This window comes from Niabella sp. CPT15-335-S11 (assembly GCF_058792415.1).
Genome location: NZ_JBYTEI010000001.1, coordinates 891431 through 911419 on the forward strand (window position 1 = coordinate 891431; position 19989 = coordinate 911419).

Consider the following 19989-nt stretch of genomic DNA (forward strand, 5'->3'; position numbering starts at 1 on the left):
TTAAGAAACAATTATAAACTGATTTTAGCCCCAACCATAAAGGCCTTCATTTGCGGATAGGTCCCCTGATCTTTAAGTGATGTCGATTCGGGATCTAATCCTGAATAATCAGTAACCGTTAACAGGTTTTGAGCGGACGCATAAAGTCTAAGCCCCTTTATCCCAATCTTCGACACGTCAATAGCATATCCCAGCTCTACATTTTTTAACCGTAGGTAAGATGCATTCTCCACAAATATGCTTGAGACTTTACTGCCGCCATTATCATTAAATGTGAGTCTGGGCGTTGTGTTAGAGGTCCCCTCGCCGTGCCAGGCACCTAATACTGCTGTGGTAGAATTAAATGGTCTGGTATCATAGTTCAGGATCTGTTTCAAATCATTATATCGATCCACGCCCTGAACCCCCTGAAACAGAAACGAAAAATCCAATCTCTTGAAAGAAGAAAAGAAAGAAAGACCATAATTGAATCTGGGGACAGGGTTACCTATAAATGTCCGGTCGTTATCGTCAATTTGCCCATCTCCGTTAATGTCTTTAAACTTAATATCACCGGGTTTGGCACCATTAGTATTCGTGAAAAGCGCTTTGGAAATCTCTGCCTGATTTTGATAAATACCATCGAACTGATATCCGTAGTAAGCGTTTATCGGGTGTCCAACCTGCGTTTTAGTGTGGTTCGTGTTATTAATAATAGAAGGGACAAACGTATAAAGCTTAGTTACTTCGTTTTTTAATGTAGCACCATTTGCATTAATACTGTATTTGAATGCATGATCGAAGTTCTGGTACTTTAAAGCAAACTCAAACCCTTTATTATTCACAGATCCTGCATTTATGTAAGTGCTTTGAATTACACCAACTGATACAGCAGGTAGCGGAACGGCAAGGAGTATGTCATTCGTTGTCTTATCAAAATAATCTGCCGATAAAGAAATCCTGTTTTTAAGAACACCAAGATCTAACCCAATGTTAGTTTGGGTTGTGGCCTCCCATTTCAGGTTGGGATTGCCATATCGGGTGATATTTACCACCCCACCTACCTGCGAGACAACGGTTTGATATGCATCATTAGGTAATTCCTGATTGCCCGAAACACCCCAGCTTGCCCTTAACTTCAGGTTTGATATCCAATCTGCATTTCGCATAAAGTTTTCCTGCGAAATAAGCCAGCCCGCTGCAATGGATGGGAAAAAGCCCCATTTATGGTTTTCCCCAAACTTCGAGGACCCATCTTCTCTGGCTGTGGCCGTTAGGAAATATTTATTGTCAAACCCGTACGTGGCCGATGCGAAAAACGACATTAATTTCCAGTTATTGGGTTGCGTACCACCGTTCCACAACAAAGTGGTGCCGCCATAATCCAAAAATTGAAAAGAGCGAGAAGTATTGTCGTAACCCTGACGGCTCGCATTTATGAAATCATATTTATTCTCGATTGATTCCTGCCCCAACAAAACGTTCAGATTATGCTTCTCATGAAGCGTTTTGATATAATTTAAAGTATTTGTAAAAGTGAAAGTGTTTGTTTGCCCCCTCAGTTCAGCAAGGCTTGTTGGTCTGTTTTGCCTCCCCATGCCGGCATATAATGAACCTCCTCCTCCATCATTATCTCCGAAGTTTTGCGCAAAGTTTTTTTGGTAATTAAAATTTATATCAACCCCCAAACTGGATCTCAATTTTAAAGATTTATCCTTAAGAAAGGCATATTCTGCGAATGCATTTCCAAACGTCCTGAAATTGGTTATTTTATCATTGGTAAAATGCACAATAGCCATTGGGTTAGAAGTAAATTCAAGAAAGTTTTGCGCTCCATTCCACTTACCTCCGTTTGCAGCTAAGTTATCGGCATAAAAGGGTAAGTCAGTATACGGATTTGCTGCTGAATAGGATGGATCGGTTGTGCTTTTGTAAACAGGTATAACAGGAGGGCGCAACATCGCATGGCGAATGATACCGGGAGCATCACCGCTTGATGACAGTTTATCCTGAACAGCATTTGTTACTTGCAAATTGGTACCCACCCTAAGCCTGTCTGAAAGATCAGCATTGATATTGGCCCTAAAATTTACCCTTTTATACTGATCATTATGCTCTTTGATAATTCCGTCCTGACCAAAATATCCGCCCGATAAAAGGTATTGAACTTTATCGGAACCACCACTGGCGGAAACCTGTACATTATGAGAAATTCCTGTGTTAAACAGTTCTTTCTGCCAATCTGTGTTTGCCAAACCGCTGCGGTTACGCAATTGCGCATACGGGCTCGTGGCGCTGGCGCTGTTACCGGCCGTATTGTGCCAGGCAAGATCCTTAGCGGTAAGATATTGATTGGCATCGAGCATTTTCATCAGGTTAGTAGCGCGATAGAAGCCTGCATTATAATCAACATTAATATTGGCTTTGCCTTTTGCTCCGCTATTTGTTGTTATAACAACAACGCCGCTTGCCGCTCTTGAACCATAAATTGCCGTCGCAGATGCATCTTTTAGAACAGACATCGATTTAATATCTGCCTGGCTTAGAAACGAAATGTCTCTTGTGGGCACTCCATCAACAATATATAAAACATCATTATTGCCTAGTGTGCCTTCACCCCTGATTCGTATTTGAATCCCGTCTCCGGGGGCGCCGGTATTTGCAGCTACAAAAACACCGGGTATCTGTCCCTGCAATGCCTGTGACACATCTGCAATCCTTGTTTTAGATAAGCTGTTCATATCAACAGTAGCAACTGACCCTGTAATAGATCTTTTCTGTTGTGAGGTATAACCCACAATCACAACATCGCCCAAAGAGTTTTCAGCCTGCACCAGGCTGAAATCATAGTTTTGCAAATTGGTCGTATTTACCTCATGGCTGTTATAGCCCACAAAACTAATGACGACCGTGGCATTCTCGGCGATCCTAAGGCTATAGCTACCCGTTGCATCGGTAGCGGTGCTGTTGGTAGTGTTTTTCTCAGTGACAGTGGCTCCAACAAGCGGCTCGCCGGAGGGTGAAGTAATTTTACCATTAATTACTTTAGTGCCAACCTGGGTATTACCAACAAACGACCAGAGAATTACAATCAGGCTTAAGGCAATTTTTAAGCCCCATTGCAGTTTCTGATCCAACAAATCCCCTTTTAGTTGTTTTTCCATATCTGTTTATTTTAAATAGTGTGAAAAGACTTTGAGTATATTAAAAACGACAGTTTCGTCGAGGAAATGAATCTATAGTCACGGATGGAAATCCGACAAACTGAAATCCTGGTCTAAAACCAAAATCAGCGGCCGGTAAATCAACGCACGTATGGACTCATGACTGGCTGTTAAGGAAATCGTTTTGACATGCAAGAGCATTAGAATAGTTTTCACCAAAACTACATTCGAACGATTCCGTTTAGGTGCACTATTGTATCAATTAACTATACTCCGGTGACATTTACAAACTACAGTAGATATATCTAGTTGATAATCAATTAGTTTGTAATTTCTGCTGATCCCGGTATTCACCGGGGGCACTATTGTACTTTTTCTTAAACTCTCTAAAAAAATAGGATTGGTTATTAAATCCGGTAGTGTAAAAAACCTCTATGATCGGCAGGTCCGAGGATGAAAGCAGGCTGGCAGCTTTTTGCAGACGGATATTTTTAATGAACTCATTCGGCGTCATTCCGGTGAGCGATTTCAGCTTCCTGTAGAGCTGCATTTTACTTATAAATAACTCCTTCTCCAACTTTCCGGCGTTCAATTCCGGACTTGAAAGTTCTTCTTCGATGATCCTATAAATCTTTTCAAGAAATTCTTTATCATTATTATTAATAGTGCCGCTTCCTATTGCGCTGACGATTTTATCGCCTTGAAACAGGTTTTGCAGGTTCTGCTGGTACTGGATGAGCTTTTTAACCCTCATCTTTAGATACCTTGCATTGAATGGCTTGGATATATAAGCGTCCGCCCCAGCTTCATAACCTTCAATATGCTGGTCTTCGGCACTTCTTGCCGATAACAGCAAGACCGGTATATGGCAAGTGCTTGTCGTAGATTTGATCCGGTTACACAATTCCAACCCATCCATATTAGGCATCAGAACGTCTGAAATAACCAGTTGCGGCATATATTGATTAATAAGACCGATCGCTTTAACCCCATCTCCTGCCTCGTAAACGACGTAGTCTTTAGATAAAATATCCCTTAATAAAAATCTAAGATCGTGATCATCTTCAACGATGACAATAACATCCCGATTTTCACCGGCAATTTGATCGATAACTGTGTTCTTATTATTTATGATGGCAGAAGATGAAGTTTGAGCTTCGGTAAAATCGGTAATTGCCCTGTATAAATGGGAGGGCTCATCACTTATTTCGCCGGTCTTACTTTCTACAGGTAGTTCATTATTTTTCCAGATCGGAAGTTCCACCCTGAAACAAACACCCTCGCTAGTATTAAATACACCTATTTTTCCACGCAGCAACGAAACGAGCTGTGCGGTAAACGCAAGTCCAATACCTGTGCCATATTTACCAAAACTGGCAGGACTATTTACCGTATAAAATTTCTCAAAAAGATTTTGTATCTCATTGTCTTCAAGCAAGACTCCTGAATTAAAGACTTCAATCTCAATAGCAGCTTTATTCTCCCTGGCTGAAAAAATTATTTTTTCGCGCTTAGGCGTATATTTGAATGCATTCGACAGCAAGTTGAAAACAATTTTTTCAATTTTATCCTTATCTATCCATCCGGCAATATTTCCCAAAATCTTCACCCGGTATGAAATTTCTTCCTTACGACTCAATGCTTCAAACGGTTCAGCAAGATTTTTAAGAAAACCGCTTATATCGACATAACTAAACCGATTCTTAAGGTACCCTGTGTCAGCTCGTCTGAATTCAAATAGCTGGTGCAATAGATAGGTAAGTTTTGCGGCTTGCTGCCTGATCATGGAAAAGTAATAATTGCTTTCGCCCTTTGCTTTCACGGTAATATTACTCTTCTCCATAAATTGATCAAAACTCCCCATAACCAAGGTCAAAGGCGTTTGCAATTCATGCGCGATATTTGTGAAAAAACTGATCCTGTTTTGATGAATTTCCTCTTCTTTAGTACGCAACACTTTTTCCATTTCCAGCCTCTGGTTAATTTCCCGTCTGTTTTTCCGGTACCGGAAATAAAAATAGCCCAATATTGCTAACAACAAAAAGTATAACGATTTCATATAGACTGACAGTAAAAAGTATGGCTGCACCTCAAAATGCATCAATCTGGTTTCCGGTGACCACTGTCCCTCGCCATTACTCCATTTCACTTTTAGCAGATAAGCTCCCGGTGCAAGATTATTGTATGCTATTTTACCATCATTTTTTGTGTAATGCCAATCGTTATCGGCGCCCTCAAGAAAGTAGGAGTATTCACATTTATCTGCATTAATAAAATTGATTACACTAGCCTCTATTTCGAAATAATTACTATTCCTTTTTACCGAAAAGTTCGGGATATCATTTTTCACGCCCGGATTCACAACCATTAAACTACTCGCGTTTTCAGCACTACCGCCTATTGAGACGACGGAAATGAGCAGATTATAGATCTTCTCACTATTTTTAATATTTCCGGGATAAAAATGATTGAACCCCGAAATGCCACCGAAAAACATACGCCCATTGTAGTCCTTGAATACCGCCCCGTCGCTAAATTCATTGTTTTGCAATCCGTCTGCCAATTGATAGTATGTAACCTTAAAATCGCCTGGGCTTATTTTTGCGATGCCCTTATTTGTACTAACCCATATATCACCGTTATTGTCCTCTGATATGCCATGGATGGTATTATTCGGAAGGCCATTTTGCATGGTTATTCTTCTGAATACGGGGTTGGTCTTAAGCGCATCAACTTCAGATAGTATATTTAATCCATAACTCGTACCCACCCAAAGGCGCTTTTTACTATCGGAAAAAGTATAGAGCACATCATTGTTAGAAAGACTCCCTTTGTAAGTGAACGCTTTGAAATTTTTTACCCTTTCAGTTCGCTTATTAAACAAACTCAATCCACCATAACGGCATCCAACCCAAAGGTTATTATCATCCGAAGCGGAAATAGTGTAAATAATATCACTGGGTAATCCTGTTGTTGATGATTTGTATTGCTTAACATATAATAGAGACAGGCTATTGTTGCTTTTACGTATAATCTTCATGTGTAGCAACCCAAAACCGCTTGTGCCTAGCCAAATCGAGCTGTCTTTATCCTGAAAAAAGGCATAGACCGAGCTAAACTCAAGGCTTTTTGAATAGCCATCAACCTGGTTCCATTTGAAAAACTTTCCCGACTTTATATCATACACCGAAATCCCACTGCCATCGCTGCCTATATACAAAAGATTATCAATACCCCATTTCATGGAGTACACCGCATTGTTGTCTATAGAGCCCGGCGAAGTGTACAAGTGTTTCGCCTGACTTCTTTCCAAGTTGCCATAGTTGGCGATACCACCTCCTTTTGTGGCAACCCATAAATCGTTATTTACTTTTGCGAAAGCCCTGACGGAGTAATTAAATTTATTTTCACCCCCGGATACGTGAACAACATCAAAAAAGTTTGTTTTGGGATACATTTTGAGTAAGCCGTTCCCATCGGTACCAATCCATAAGATATCGTTGTCGCTCATCGCCAGAGATGAAATTTTTGTATTATAAAACTTATCTTTTATCCCTGTTAAAAAGGTGGAAGGGGTAAAGTCGTTATCATAAACTTCAAGACCTCCTCCCTCCATGGCCAGCAAATAATTCGACTTATATAATAGAATAGCATTTACATTACCGCGTAATTTACATAATTGGGTAAGTTTAGTATGGTCAACTCTTAAGAGGAGCTTGTTGGTTGTTGTTATGAAAAGCTCCTTATTGCACAGAAAAAGATCGACAACATCTCTGCTCACGGTCTTCTGACGAATCAGGCGATTATTTTGTATTATATATACCGAAAGTGTCTTGTCTTTTCCCAGGACAAACAACCTGTTTTCCTGGTCAAACCCGATCTTTATCGGCCACTCTTTAAAATTAAACCCCGCTCTTTTAAATATATTAGCTCTTGCATCATAATACTGAAGCCCGAGATGGCCGCTGTAGCAATATATTTTGCCTGAAGTGTCAATTGCCAACTGGTATTCGTGTTCACTCACAACGCCTTTCTGGATGTTATCACTAAAAAAGTTACTGATCACCCCCGATTTTTTATCATACCTCGAAACGCCGTCGACCGTGGTGATCCATATACTTCCTCTTTTATCTTCAGAAAGATTCTGTATCACATTACCCCTTAATCCCTCACCCTTTTGGTTAATATCCTGAGTTAAAACGTGAAAGGCGCTACCACTATAAATATTTAAGCCATCCCATGTTGCAATCCATAAAAGCCCTTTCGAATCCGTAATCAAATCATTGATCGAACTATTAGACAACCCGTTTGTATTATTATATTGCTGCAGATAGAAAGAATCTACTGCAGATTGTGCGCAGAGAATATTATTTATAACAATTGTAACTACTAACGCAATTAGCAATCTATTGATATTACCCATTTTAATCTTTTAAAGATATCCGTATCCTAAAAAAATTTTGACTCGAAAATGGCCTAAGCTTTCACTGCAAGGTAAGCATAGAAAATCAATATATTTGCTCTGTGTCTCAATCTCTTATAGATTGAACTGAGGTATCAATTTAGCTTGCCCTTTATTATTGAATAACCCAGTGCATCAGGCGATCACCCTGGATTTAGCGCATTTCCCATGCCAATAGTCTATTTGATTGAAGCGAAGCAATTTCACGATTGCTTAATATACGGACCATAATTTTGGAGCCAAACCCTATTTAAATGAAAGCATGGTTTGACAACGTTTATTCCTTATATAGTGCCCCCATCTACAAAAATATAGTGAAGATTATTTCAGACAAACATGCCTCAGAAGATATTTTGCAGGAAGTATTTTTGGCGCTATATTGTAATAAGGAAAAAATTGACATTTCAAACGTGGCTTCCTGGCTCTTTGTTGTCAGTTTCAACAAGTCCATTACTTATCTTAAACGAAACCATATCAAGGATATTATCTGCATCGAAGATTTGCCAGAACTTAACAATTTGGAAGTGGACAAATTTGATACCGAAGAAATTACTAACTGGCAACTAAAGGTCATCAGGGAAGCTATAGATAATTTGTCAGCACGTAAAAAGCAGATTTTCACGCTCGTAAAGGTCGAGAATAAATCCATCGATGAAGTAGCTTCCATCACGGGTATTTCTACGAAGTCAGTTACAAGTTGTCTCAGCCAATCAATACATGATATCAAGAGCTATATACTCCGAAGGTATCCTAACAGTGCAGTCCCACTTTCCTATATATTAATTGTAGCATCGGCTCACTATTTTTCTCAGCTTACAATTTCGTAACCTTTCGCTTACATTTATTTAACTAATAGATCGGTCTTTCTGAGTGTTTATTTAGTAGAAGGCCCTATTATGAGAATTAATTTTTTCGAACTTTTTGAACAATATTTTACCAGCATTGGAAACGAAGTTGAGGATGACTTGCAAGAAAAGCTTGAAAACATTCATGGATCGTTAGGGATAAAGATAGATGGAATCAAATACAGGAAAAGGCAAAAGACTATCCGAATCGTATTTTCGATTGCGGCTAGTTTCATTCTCCTTCTGTCGGCTGCGCTATTCTATATCGTTGCCGGGGACAAACCTGGCGAGTCGCTAAATGGCGCCAGCGTTTATTCATACAACATTCGCAATAATACAACTAATACGCAATCCGCAGTGCTATCTGATAGTTCCGTCGTCAATCTGTGGCCGGGTAGCGAGATCCAAATAGACTCAAATTACAACCAAAAAAACAGGAGCCTTGTGCTGATAAGAGGCCGTGCGATGTTTTATGTTAAGAAAGGAAGGCTCCCGTTTATTGTTGATGCGCAAGGTATTCAAACTGTGGCTTTAGGCACCAAATTTTCGGTCAACATGGACGGAAACCATTTAATAACTGTACATCTTGTTGAGGGCAGGATAAAGGTTATTAACAGTATTCGAAATCCCTCTGAAGAAGTTTACTTACTGCCCGGAAAGACAATCGAGTTTAATACAAGTCAAACGGGAGCAAAAAAAAAGGCGGGGGCTGACATGGAGCTGGCCAAGGTCTTTGACGAAAACAGTGTTTCATCAAAGGATATTTTATTCGAACAGACACCCGTCGGCAAAGTTCTGGATGACATCGGCGAGGAGTATCGGGTAATAATTGAGGTTGAGAAAAAACTGGTGGACTCATTGACTTTTTCGGGGGCAATAAAAAAGGGCACTCGCTTCAAAGATGCTATCAATAGTGTATGCTTACTCAATGATTTGAAATTTTCTAACAAAAAAGGCACCATTACAGTGATCAAAAGAGTTGAATAAAATTTAAATATGATCAGGATGAGAAAAGGAATCAAATTAAAGCGATTTTTGGTATTGATGTTTATGTTCTTCACGGCGATCCCACTATTCAGCCAGGATATAGGACGATTGAGGGGTATGGTAAAAGGGGAAGAAGGTGAACCCCTGGCGGGCGTCACAGTTGTGGCAACTCCGCTGGATCAATCCAATACTGCAAAAACTACGGTAACGGGAAAAGATGGTTTGTTTTTGATAAGTGAGCTGGTTGTAGACGCGACCTACAATGTTGAATTTTCTTCGATTGGCTACCGAAACAAGTCTATAGCCGATTTTAAGATCAAGCCGAACGACAACAATTCTCTGGTAGTGGATATGATAAAACAGGCAAATACTTTGGAGGACGTGGTCGTTACGGCACTCAATATCAAAAGAGACCTGAGGAAAACCGGATATCTTGTTGAAACTTTAAAAGGGAATGACGTAAGTGATATTAAATCCGTTAATATACAAAACTCTTTAGCAGGAAAAATACCAGGAGTGGATGTCAGTAATACTGCGAACGGCGCAGCAGGCTCAAAGCGAATTATTATAAGAGGTATTTCTTCTATTTCAGGCAATAACCAGCCGCTCTGGGTGGTTGATGGTATTCCTGTAAACTCAGCAATCATAGGAGATGCGGTACCCAGTGGGGGCGGAGGTGTCGATTACGGGGACGGACTCACTTACATCAATCCCGATGACATCGCAGAGATAACGGTCTTAAAAGGAAATGCAGCGGCTGCACTTTATGGATCGAGGGCTTCTACGGGCGTAATACTTGTTACTACCAAGTCGGGCAATCACCTAGGGAAAAATACGATGGAAGTAGCTTATAACGCGAGCTATACGGTTGACGAGGTGCGTGACTTCACAAACTGGCAATATGAATATGGGCAAGGCAATAACGGTAAGCCTCCGACCTCAAAAGAAAATGCATTGTCTTCTATTTCATCCTGGGGAGGTAAATTAGACGGAAGTTCTGTTGTTCAATTTGATGGGCAAATGAGGCCTTATATTGCTCAGCGAAACAATATGAACAACTTTTATAAAAATGGAAGTACTTTTTCCAATACGCTTTCGTTGATGGGGCGCAATGAGCACTCCAACTTCAGGTTATCATCATCTTATCTGACAAATAGTGACATTGTCCCTAATTCCGGCTTTAAGAGAATGGGTTTATCCTTTAACTCCAATACCGTATATAAACGATTGAGCGTAAATACTTCCATCGGATATAGCGTAGAGAACGCTAAAAACAGGCAACGCATTGGGGGAAACTATTCAAACGTTCACTATACCATGTTGTATCTGCCAACAAATGTGAACGTTTTGGATCTTCAGCCTGGCTATGATTCGACCATGAGGGAAATTGGTTTGAATAATCAGGGCATTCCCACTAACCCTTATTTCGTGATCAACCGGATTCACCAGGAAGATCAGCGCCGAAGAGTGAATCTCGCTGTAGAAGTAAAGTATGATTTCACCAAATGGCTCTACGGAAAAGGCAGGATACTTGAAGATTACTTCAATTATGCTGAAATGGACTATACTCCTTCCGGTGTTATCTGGTCACCAAAAGGCGGCGGGATGAGTCAAACCGAGATCAGGAATGCCGAGGAAAATTATGAATTGATATTTGGGACAAATTCCCGCAGAATCGCCAAAGATTTTACAGTTGGTGCTTTTGTTGGAGGCAATATCTATAACAGACTGTACAAAAGTTCAAATATCAACGGGACAGTTTTTGTTCTGCCAGATATTTATACGATTAATAACCTGAGCGTAAAATACCCATCGACAGGATTTTCGAGGAGTAGGATCAATTCTCTGTTTTTTAATACTGAATTGGCATATAGATCTCTATATGTTACACTTACGGGAAGAAAAGACTGGTTCTCTACGTTGCCCTTGAATAATAATAGCCTTTTTTATCCGTCAGCTTCTGTTAGCTATGTGCTGAATAAGGACTTATATCCTCAATGGTTATCATTTGCTAAAGTCAGGGGTTCCGTCGCTCAGGTGAGCGGTGGTGCCTCACCCTACTCTTTAAACCTTTCCTACAGGCTTGACAGGGACGTTTATGATGGAGTGAGCCTGCAGAGGATCGGTGTAAGCACGGTCCCCAATGCCAACCTTGTACCCCTGATTTCAACGGAGTATGAAACAGGGACGGACCTTAGTTTCCTCAAAAACAGGATCGTGTGGAATTTTACCTATTATAACCGAAGAACAAGGCAGGACATCGTTACGACGAATATATCCATTACTTCAGGGTACAACAATGCGATTTTGAATGTTGGTGAAATTTCAAATAACGGTATTGAGACTTCGTTAACCTACAATATTATCCGAAATGATAATCTCAATTGGAACGTCATAGGCGTTTTTTCATACAATAAGAATAAGGTTACGAGCATGGGCTCGGGGATTACTAAAATTCAGTTGGCAGAATCAAAAACAGGAAACGCTTTTGTTAACGTGGAACAGGGGAAACCTTACGGGCAAATATTTGGATACCGATATAAATTTGGCGCCAACGGCCAGATAACTTATGATAAAAACGGATTCCCGTTGAATAGCGGTGAGTTGTTCAACCTGGGAACTGGATACTATGATAAAATAGCTTCGATACGCAGCGGGCTTAGTTGGAAAAACTGGCTGTTGAATTTTATGATCGATTCAAAATTCGGAGCCCAAATTTATTCGGAAATCAATGCTCTTGCAATGGGCATGGGCAAGAATATCCTTACCCTGGAAGGTCGCGAAAATGGTCTGACCGTAAATGGGATCGATAAGGATGGCAACCCCCTTGGAGTTCAGATTCCAGTGACTAATATTCCTTCGTATTACAGCAGGGTAGCGAGTTTCACAGGTAATTTCGTATATGACGCCAGTTTTATAAAATTTAGAGAACTTTCAATAGGGTACAGGCTTCCGCAGAATCTTGTACAAAGAGCGAGGATCAAGAGTGCTTCTCTAAATCTTATTGGTCGCAACCTGTTTATTCTTTATAAGAAGACCCCGAACATTGATCCTGAAAGCAATACTGTGAGCGGCAACGCTCAGGGCATTGCGGCAACAGTTTATCCGTCTGTTCGCAATTATGGATTAAGTCTAAACGTAACCCTTTAATAATAAATTAAGATAAAGCATGAAATAGCCTTGAACGAGGGCTTATTTGAAAACAACGGATTATTATTTGGCGTATTCTCTGCCGATAGGCAGGTAAGTTTACCTCCCGAAGGAAGGTGATTAAGAAAAAAATAAAACTAAGCGCATGAAAAGGAAAGTGTCTTTAATTATATTGTCAGCCTTGTTATTTTCAGGCTGTTCTAAAAATTTTGAGTCGATAAACAAAAGCCCGGATCTAGCCGAGACTCCAACTTTGGATAATTATTTGCCGACCATAGAGTTAACGATGATCGATTGGGCCTATTATACCAGCCTCACTATTATCGGCCAGGTAATGTACCAGGTTGGAAATTACGGTACAAATTTCAACAACCTTACTATTGGTACAAGTAAAGACTATCACTTCACAACACAGTATTCCAACGCTGTGAAGAGCCTGGTTGACTTCACTGACCGTACGAAGGATTCAAAAGACCTTATAAATTACAATTGTGTCGGACGGATTTTAAAGGCATATGCATTTCATCAGTTAACCGATGTGTACGGCGATATTCCCTACTTCAATGCGGGAAAGGGGTTTATTGATAGGAATTTTCAGCCTGAATATGACGATCAGAAACTGATCTATCAGGATATGCTCAAGGAACTCAAAGATGCCGCTGAGAAACTCGATAAAACAAAGCCATTGAATGCAAAAGCAGATGTCGTTTATAAAGGTGATACGGACAAGTGGAAAAAGTTTGCGTATAGTTTTATGCTTCGTCTTGCTTTACGCATCTATAAAGCCGATCCAGCTAATTCTGCAAAATGGATAAGTACTGCTATAAACGGTGGTTTGTTTAGGGGCAATGCGGATAATTTTGTGGTTTTCTATAAGCCCAATACCTATTATGCTACGATTTCTAACGGATGGCCCACACCTTTCATATATTACGATTCATGGAAACTTTCAGAACCTTTTGTTGCGAATCTGAAAACCAATAATGATCCCAGGATATATATCTACTCCGTACTCCCCAACGGGGACACTACTGCCTCCAAACAGCTCGGAGTACCTGCTTTCTCGCCAACAAATGACGTTCCCAGGCCGTTGAAGGAATACTCTGTATCGCCCAAGGCCACATTCGGTAAATACGATGCGCCGTATATGCACCTGAGCTATGCCCAGGTTTTGTTTATGCTTTCCGAGATAGCGCTGAAGGGGATCGTACCGGAATTAAAAAAAGAAGATGCATCAAAATATTACGCTGACGGAATTCGCTCGGCAATGAAGCAATTGGAAATTTATGGGGGCAATTATAAAATTCCAAACGAAGCTATGGAGAAATATGTCAGTGAGCAGGCCCTCAACACTTCGAATACCCAGAAGGCTTTGGAACAAATCAACACGCAATACTGGATTGAGAGTCATTACAATTTTTATGAAACGTACGCTAACTGGAGGCGCTCAGGTTATCCGAAGTTTGATGAGTCCGTTAACGTAATACCCCGAAGATTGCCCTATCCCAATACGGAAGCGAATATCAATGGGGATCATATTAAAAAGGCTATAGAAAGACAAGGGCCAGATTTGACGACAACAAAAATTTGGTGGGATAAATAAAAATTAAGTATCGTGCAAACAAGAAGAAAATTCATTAGTAATATTTCAAAAGCGGCCGTTATCCTTAATTTCCCAATAATTGGAGCTGCTAAAAGTGGAACGATCGATAACCCATATGAAGGGATCAATTGGGAAACGGTTTTACCTGTTCCTTCAACTTCGCACATTCATATCGGTAGTCAAAGTAAGCTGGATAAGGTTTATAATCAGTTTGGGTTAAGGCATATCCCAATTTCAAATTATTACCCTTCCGCTCCGTATTACCCAGCGGGATCCATCCGGGAAAACCAATTTAGAGTAGGCCAGGATTTTGCGATTATGAGAGGGGGGGATTTTAGTAGAAGTGGGAAGCAAAAGTGGCAGGATGCCAAACTGCAGAACGGCCGGTTCGACTGGAACAAGATAATTATGAGTGATCCTGAATGGCTCAATGGCTTAGCGGAAGAAGAAAAAAGACAACTGCCTTTTAAATTAGGCGAAAAAGTGTTCACAAATATTCCATCTAATCTTATTATTTCTCCAAATGCCGAACATCACGGATTCACGAACTCATCACTCCATGCTAACGGGGTTGGTTCGCGTTACAGTAGCGGGACTTTTGATGCCCATAGCAGGTTTAAAACGCTGGAACACGGATATTTTTATGGGACAGGGCTCCCGTGGGAGAGTGCATTTAAGGAAATGCTGGACCAGTTGCTTTTCAAGGATGGGGGTGGTGTGACGATCAATCACCCTGTTTGGTCTTATTTGGATTTTAATGAAGTGTGCAGTATGCTGGATTTTGACAAGCGTGTTCTTGGAATTGAGATATTTAATGATACTTGTGCAACAGGTTATGGTGATCCCGGAAAAGGATGGGCCTTAAAAATGTGGGATGAAGTGTTGAGTAGCAACAGAAGATGCCTGGGTTTTTTTGTCCCCGATCACGCGCTTGGCAGAGGCAGAAATATTCTGTTGGTACCCAGGTTTACTGAACACGAATGTTTAAAAGCTTACAGGTCAGGTGCTTTTTGGGGTGCGATAAATGGCACAGGCCTGGCGTTTACTGGGATCGTATTATCTGACGGTAAATTGGTAGCGACAGTAAATAAGGAAAGCCAGCTAATAATCATTACCAATAAAGGGGTTGAAAAAAAAGCTTATGGAAAAGAAATAGCGTACGATATACCAGCAGATCAGGCGATTAAATTTGTTCGGGTGGAAGCTGTTGATGAAATCAGTGAACAAATTTTTAGTCAACCCATCAGATTTTTATAATTTTAAATATCCCATTTGTTTTAAGCGATTAAATAACACAGATGCAGAAGATTTTTTCAGGCTTGATGTTGATTTTGGTTACCATCACTTTAACTCATTGTTCAGAGTCGACTTACCCGCGGAAAAGTGGTGCGGAACCAAGCGAGAATACTTTAGTTGGGCCAACTCCAGACAGTTCATTTTTTGTAGCGACTTCACAATTAATAGATCCCGAAGGAAAAACAATAACTTTCCCCGGGAGGCCGCTGGATGTATGTTTCAATAAAGATGAGTCGCTGATTGCTGTAAAGAATATGAACACACTCGTTTTTTTTGATGCGGTGAAAAAGGATATTATACAAACCCTGAGGTTACCTTCAGGAGGTAATACTTTTTTAGGATTAAGTTGGACGGGCAGCGGGCAAAACGAAAAAGTTTGGGTCACGGATACAAGGGGATTTCTAATGGGTGCAGCACGATCCTCTGATAATGTGTTCAGATGGACGGACAGCATCAACCTTCCAAAGTTGCTGGTCGAAGATAAGGGAGGATTGGACCCTGGCGGACTGACGGTCATTGATAAGAAAGGCCCTTATCCAGGGGGATTCTTTATCGATGAGTCATCCGGATATTGTTACGTTGCCCTTAACAGGAATAATTCCATCTGCATCGTAAACATGCGGACAAAAAAAGTGGAAAAAGAAATAGCCGTTGGTGTAGCGCCATTTACGGTCGTGAAAAAAGGAAACAAATTATATGTTTCAAACTTCGGTGGCCGACGGCCGTTGACCAGCGACAAGATCGCCACTTCTTCAGGGAGTCCGATTGTTGTGAGCTCAAGGACAGGAGTCGCTTCTTCGGGGACCGTTTCTGTTATCGATCTAAACAGGTATAAAGTTGTAAAAGAGATTTCAGTTGGTTTACATCCCGGGTGCATGGTCCTTTCCAACGATCAAAAGAAGTTGTATGTAGCAAATTCGAATAGTGATAATATATCTGTGATTGATACGTATAATGATCAGTTTCTGACATACATTAGTGCAAAGCCTGCCGATGGCTTGCCATTGGGTAGTAGCCCCAACGCGATTGCAATTTCCCCTAATGACAGCGTCCTATACATTTGCAACGGAGGTAATAATGCCATAGGAGTCTTCGATCTTAAGGAAAATATTTTATCTGGTTTTATTCCAGCCGGCTGGTACCCGGGGGCTATTTTGATCAACAGGGCAGGAGATCAACTGGTCGTGGCGAATATCAAAGGTATAGGTGGCAGGAATCAGCGGCCAGACAGAAAAGGTTTGAATTCTCACGATCATATGGGATCTATTACCTTTCTTAGTGTTCCTGGTCCTGATAAATTAAAGGGATACAATGAAAAAGCCTATCGGACGATGAGGGTCCGACATATGGAGACCCTTTTGTCCGCAGCAAAGAAAAATATTAAGCCGGTACCAGTTCCTGTTAATCTCGGCGAACCGTCAGTATTCAAGCATGTGCTTTATATTATAAAGGAAAACCGAACTTACGACCAGGTTTTTGGAGATATAAAACGTGGGAACGGCGATTCTTCGTTGTGCTTATTCGGCAGCGAGGTAACTCCCAACGCACATGCGCTGGCCGAAGAATTTGTACTTCTGGACAATACGTATTGCAATGGTGTAAACAGCGCAGACGGGCATCAGTGGACAAATGAGGGAATTGCGACAGATTATATTGAAAGAAGCTTCGGGGGGTTCGTTAGAAGTTATCCATGCTGCGCGGGGGAAGACCCACTTGCCTATGCTTCTTCCGGGTTTATTTGGGATAAGGTTTTGCAGGGGGGGTATAGTTTCAGAGATTATGGCGAATTCGTGGATGCGGAGATTGAGCCCAAAGGATTGAAATGGACCGACCATTATAATAATTTTGTGAATGGCAGGCCAATGGCCCAAATAAAAGCGAAAACAGAGCTGACTACCCTGGCGCCTTACATTTGCAAGGATTTTATAGGTTTTCCAGAGACAGTACCGGATATTTACCGCGCTGATGTTTTCATTAAAGAGCTTAAAGCGTTTGAAAAAAATAATAATCTCCCTAACCTGATGATGATGTTATTGCCTAATGACCATACGGCGGGAACGAATGAAAATTATCCGACTCCCAGGGCAATGGTGGCTGATAATGATTTGGCACTTGGGCGAATAGTGGAAGCTGTAAGCAACAGTAAATTTTGGAAGGAAACCGTAATTTTTGTTATAGAAGACGATGCACAAGCGGGACTAGACCATGTAGATGGAAGAAGAACCGTGGCGTTTTGTATAAGTCCTTATACCAAGCGTAATTCCGTAATTAGCACCATGTACAACCAGAACAGCATTTTAAGGACCATTCAACTAATTTTTGGTCTTACGCCCATGACACAATTCGACCTTCTTGCAAATCCTATGTATGATTGTTTTACCGGCAGGCCTGACTTCACTCCTTACAAAGCCAGACCCAATAGAATACCGCTTAATGAAATGAATCCTAAATTGACGACTTTAAAAGGCAAGCAAAGCTACTGGGCTAAAAAATCGATGGAAATACCACTGGAGGATTATGACCTCAGCGATGGGGGCCTGTTGAGCCGGATATTATGGTACTCTGTAAAAGGATATGACAGCCATTATCCTGAACATCTGGAGTTAAAAAAATAGATATTTAGATATTTTCACTCGGGTTGCGTTGTTATTTCTTTTAGCTCTTTGAGAGTTTTGTCCTCATTGGGTTTACGAGAAATGTCGTTTTGCAGCACTTTAAACCAGCCATCGGCATAGCTCCCCTCTTTGCTCCAAAGGTACCCGTCCAAAACAGGCTACACCTACATAATAGTATAATCCATAAGATTCATAAGAATGTCTAGGGCATTAAAACCTAGAAAGTCGAATTTTGGGCCCGGTAGAACTCAAAACGGTGCTGATGAAAAATATGCTTCTTGTTATATTGTTTATTTGCTCTTTTGTTAGCAGTTTTGAACAAAAAGCAACAACCAGGGAACCGAGACGTTCAAGTAGCAGTCCCGTTAATATTATTACACGCATTATTCTAGATCCGGATAACGAGAAACAAACTATTCACTCATTTGGAGCTTCAGATTGCTGGACTACAAAGTTTATTGGCAAATGGCAAGACACAGAGAAGAAGAACCAAATAGCCGATTTGCTTTTCAGTTTGGAGAAATACCCGGATGGCTCTCCAAAAGGGATCGGATTGTCCCTTTGGAGGTTTAACATAGGCGCGGGCAGCTTTGAACAAGGAGACTCAAGTGGCATCAAGACCGATTGGCGCCGCGAAGAATGTTTTCTGGATGAAAAAGGTGACTATAACTGGGCCAAGCAAGCTGGTCAACAATGGTTTTTACAAGCTGCCAGAAAAAGAGGTGTTCCTTTCACGCTCGGCTTTTCATTGTCTGCTCCTGTCTTTATGACAAAAAATCAAAGAGCCTATAATCCTTTCGGTACCCCACATATGAATATCGCGGATGGGAAGTGGGATGATTATGCCAGGTTCCTGGCCGATGTAACAACTCATTTTCAATTTGATTTTTTGAGCCCAATTAATGAACCCCAATGGAGCTGGGGACGACCCGAAGGGGCAAGCCAGGAAGGTACCCAAGTAACGAATCACGAAGCGTCGAAACTTGTAAGATTGATTGCTCCTCATTTAAAAGGCCAGAAAGCTGATGTCGTTATTGGGGAAGCGGGACAAATTGATTATCTGACGGGGAACAATAAGGACGATCGGGGTGACCAGATCCAGGAATTTTTTTCTCCGAAGTCTGATAATTATATAGGTGATCTGCCAAATGTTGCACCTGTCATTTCGACGCACAGTTATTTCTCCACATGCCCTGACAGTATCATGATTAATAAGAGGCTTAAAGTAGCTGAAAAAATTAAAGACCTGCTGCAACCAATACATGTTTGGCAAACCGAATTTGGTATTTTGGGAAATATCTGCGATCAATATAATGGGAGCCCCAGGAATACGGGAATTGATTATGGACTGTATGTTGCCAAGGTCATCCATCATGACCTTACATTTATGAACGCGGCTTCCTGGCAGTGGTGGCTTGCTGTGAGTCCGTATGATTACAGCGATGCATTGGTTTATATTAATGCACCTTCCGGAAAAATAAACGTGAACGAATGTAAGAAGGATGGAATTGTTGTGGATTCAAAACAATTGTGGTGCCTGGGAAATTTCTCTCGGTTTATCCGCCCGGGAATGAAAAGGATAGAACTTTCAAATGAATCATTCGGGTCTAACGAGTCTTCACGCTCATCCTTACTAGCATCCGCCTATAAAGATTCTCATTCAGGAAAGCTTGTTGTTGTAATTGTAAATCTGGAAAATAGTGAAACGACCTTGAGTCTTGATGTTAAAAAGAATATCGGTAAACTAAAGAGACGGGTTGAGGTCTATACCACATCAGCTTCAAACAACTTGAAGAGGTCGGTAGCGAGTGTGGAAAAAATAAAAATTCCGGCTATGTCCGTAGTTACTGTTGTAAGTAATTACAAATAAATCGTCATAAAAACCATT

Annotated in this window: 9 protein-coding genes; 7 read left to right on the forward strand and 2 right to left on the reverse strand. The window is 40.9% G+C overall.

Annotated features, from left to right (window positions below):
* Positions 1–11: 11 nt before the first annotated feature.
* Together AC3WS5_RS03630 and AC3WS5_RS03635 are read right to left on the reverse strand one after the other, a co-directional pair.
* Complete coding sequence (locus AC3WS5_RS03630) at positions 12–3143, reverse strand: SusC/RagA family TonB-linked outer membrane protein (RefSeq protein WP_492465859.1); 3132 nt, start codon at positions 3141–3143, stop codon at positions 12–14.
* 316 nt (positions 3144–3459) lie between these two features.
* A complete protein-coding gene (locus AC3WS5_RS03635) occupies positions 3460–7566 on the reverse strand; it encodes a hybrid sensor histidine kinase/response regulator transcription factor (RefSeq protein WP_492465860.1) in 4107 nt (1368 codons plus the stop codon).
* A 293-nt stretch (positions 7567–7859) separates the two neighbouring features.
* On the opposite strand from AC3WS5_RS03635, the gene AC3WS5_RS03640 reads away from it, so the two are divergent.
* The 7 genes from AC3WS5_RS03640 (at position 7860) to AC3WS5_RS03670 (ending at position 19971) form a co-directional block, all read left to right on the forward strand.
* Entirely contained in the window at positions 7860–8432 is a 573-nt protein-coding gene (locus AC3WS5_RS03640; protein WP_492465862.1) for an RNA polymerase sigma factor, read from the forward strand.
* Between the two features lie 69 nt (positions 8433–8501).
* Positions 8502–9437, forward strand: a complete 936-nt coding sequence (locus AC3WS5_RS03645) for a FecR family protein (RefSeq protein WP_492465863.1) — start codon at positions 8502–8504, stop codon at positions 9435–9437.
* Positions 9438–9455: 18 nt separating this feature from the next.
* Positions 9456–12587 (forward strand): SusC/RagA family TonB-linked outer membrane protein, encoded by a 3132-nt coding sequence (locus tag AC3WS5_RS03650; protein ID WP_492465864.1) that lies wholly within the window; start codon positions 9456–9458, stop codon positions 12585–12587.
* Between the two features lie 145 nt (positions 12588–12732).
* Complete coding sequence (locus tag AC3WS5_RS03655; protein WP_492465865.1) at positions 12733–14190, forward strand: SusD/RagB family nutrient-binding outer membrane lipoprotein; 1458 nt, start codon at positions 12733–12735, stop codon at positions 14188–14190.
* 12 nt (positions 14191–14202) lie between these two features.
* Complete coding sequence (locus AC3WS5_RS03660; protein WP_492465866.1) at positions 14203–15447, forward strand: hypothetical protein; 1245 nt, start codon at positions 14203–14205, stop codon at positions 15445–15447.
* Positions 15448–15488: 41 nt separating this feature from the next.
* Positions 15489–18101 carry a bifunctional YncE family protein/alkaline phosphatase family protein gene (locus AC3WS5_RS03665; RefSeq protein ID WP_492465867.1) on the forward strand — a complete coding sequence of 871 codons (2613 nt, stop codon included), beginning with the start codon at positions 15489–15491 and terminating at the stop codon, positions 18099–18101.
* A 262-nt stretch (positions 18102–18363) separates the two neighbouring features.
* A complete protein-coding gene (locus AC3WS5_RS03670) occupies positions 18364–19971 on the forward strand; it encodes a glycoside hydrolase (protein ID WP_492465868.1) in 1608 nt (535 codons plus the stop codon).
* Positions 19972–19989 lie beyond the last annotated feature (18 nt).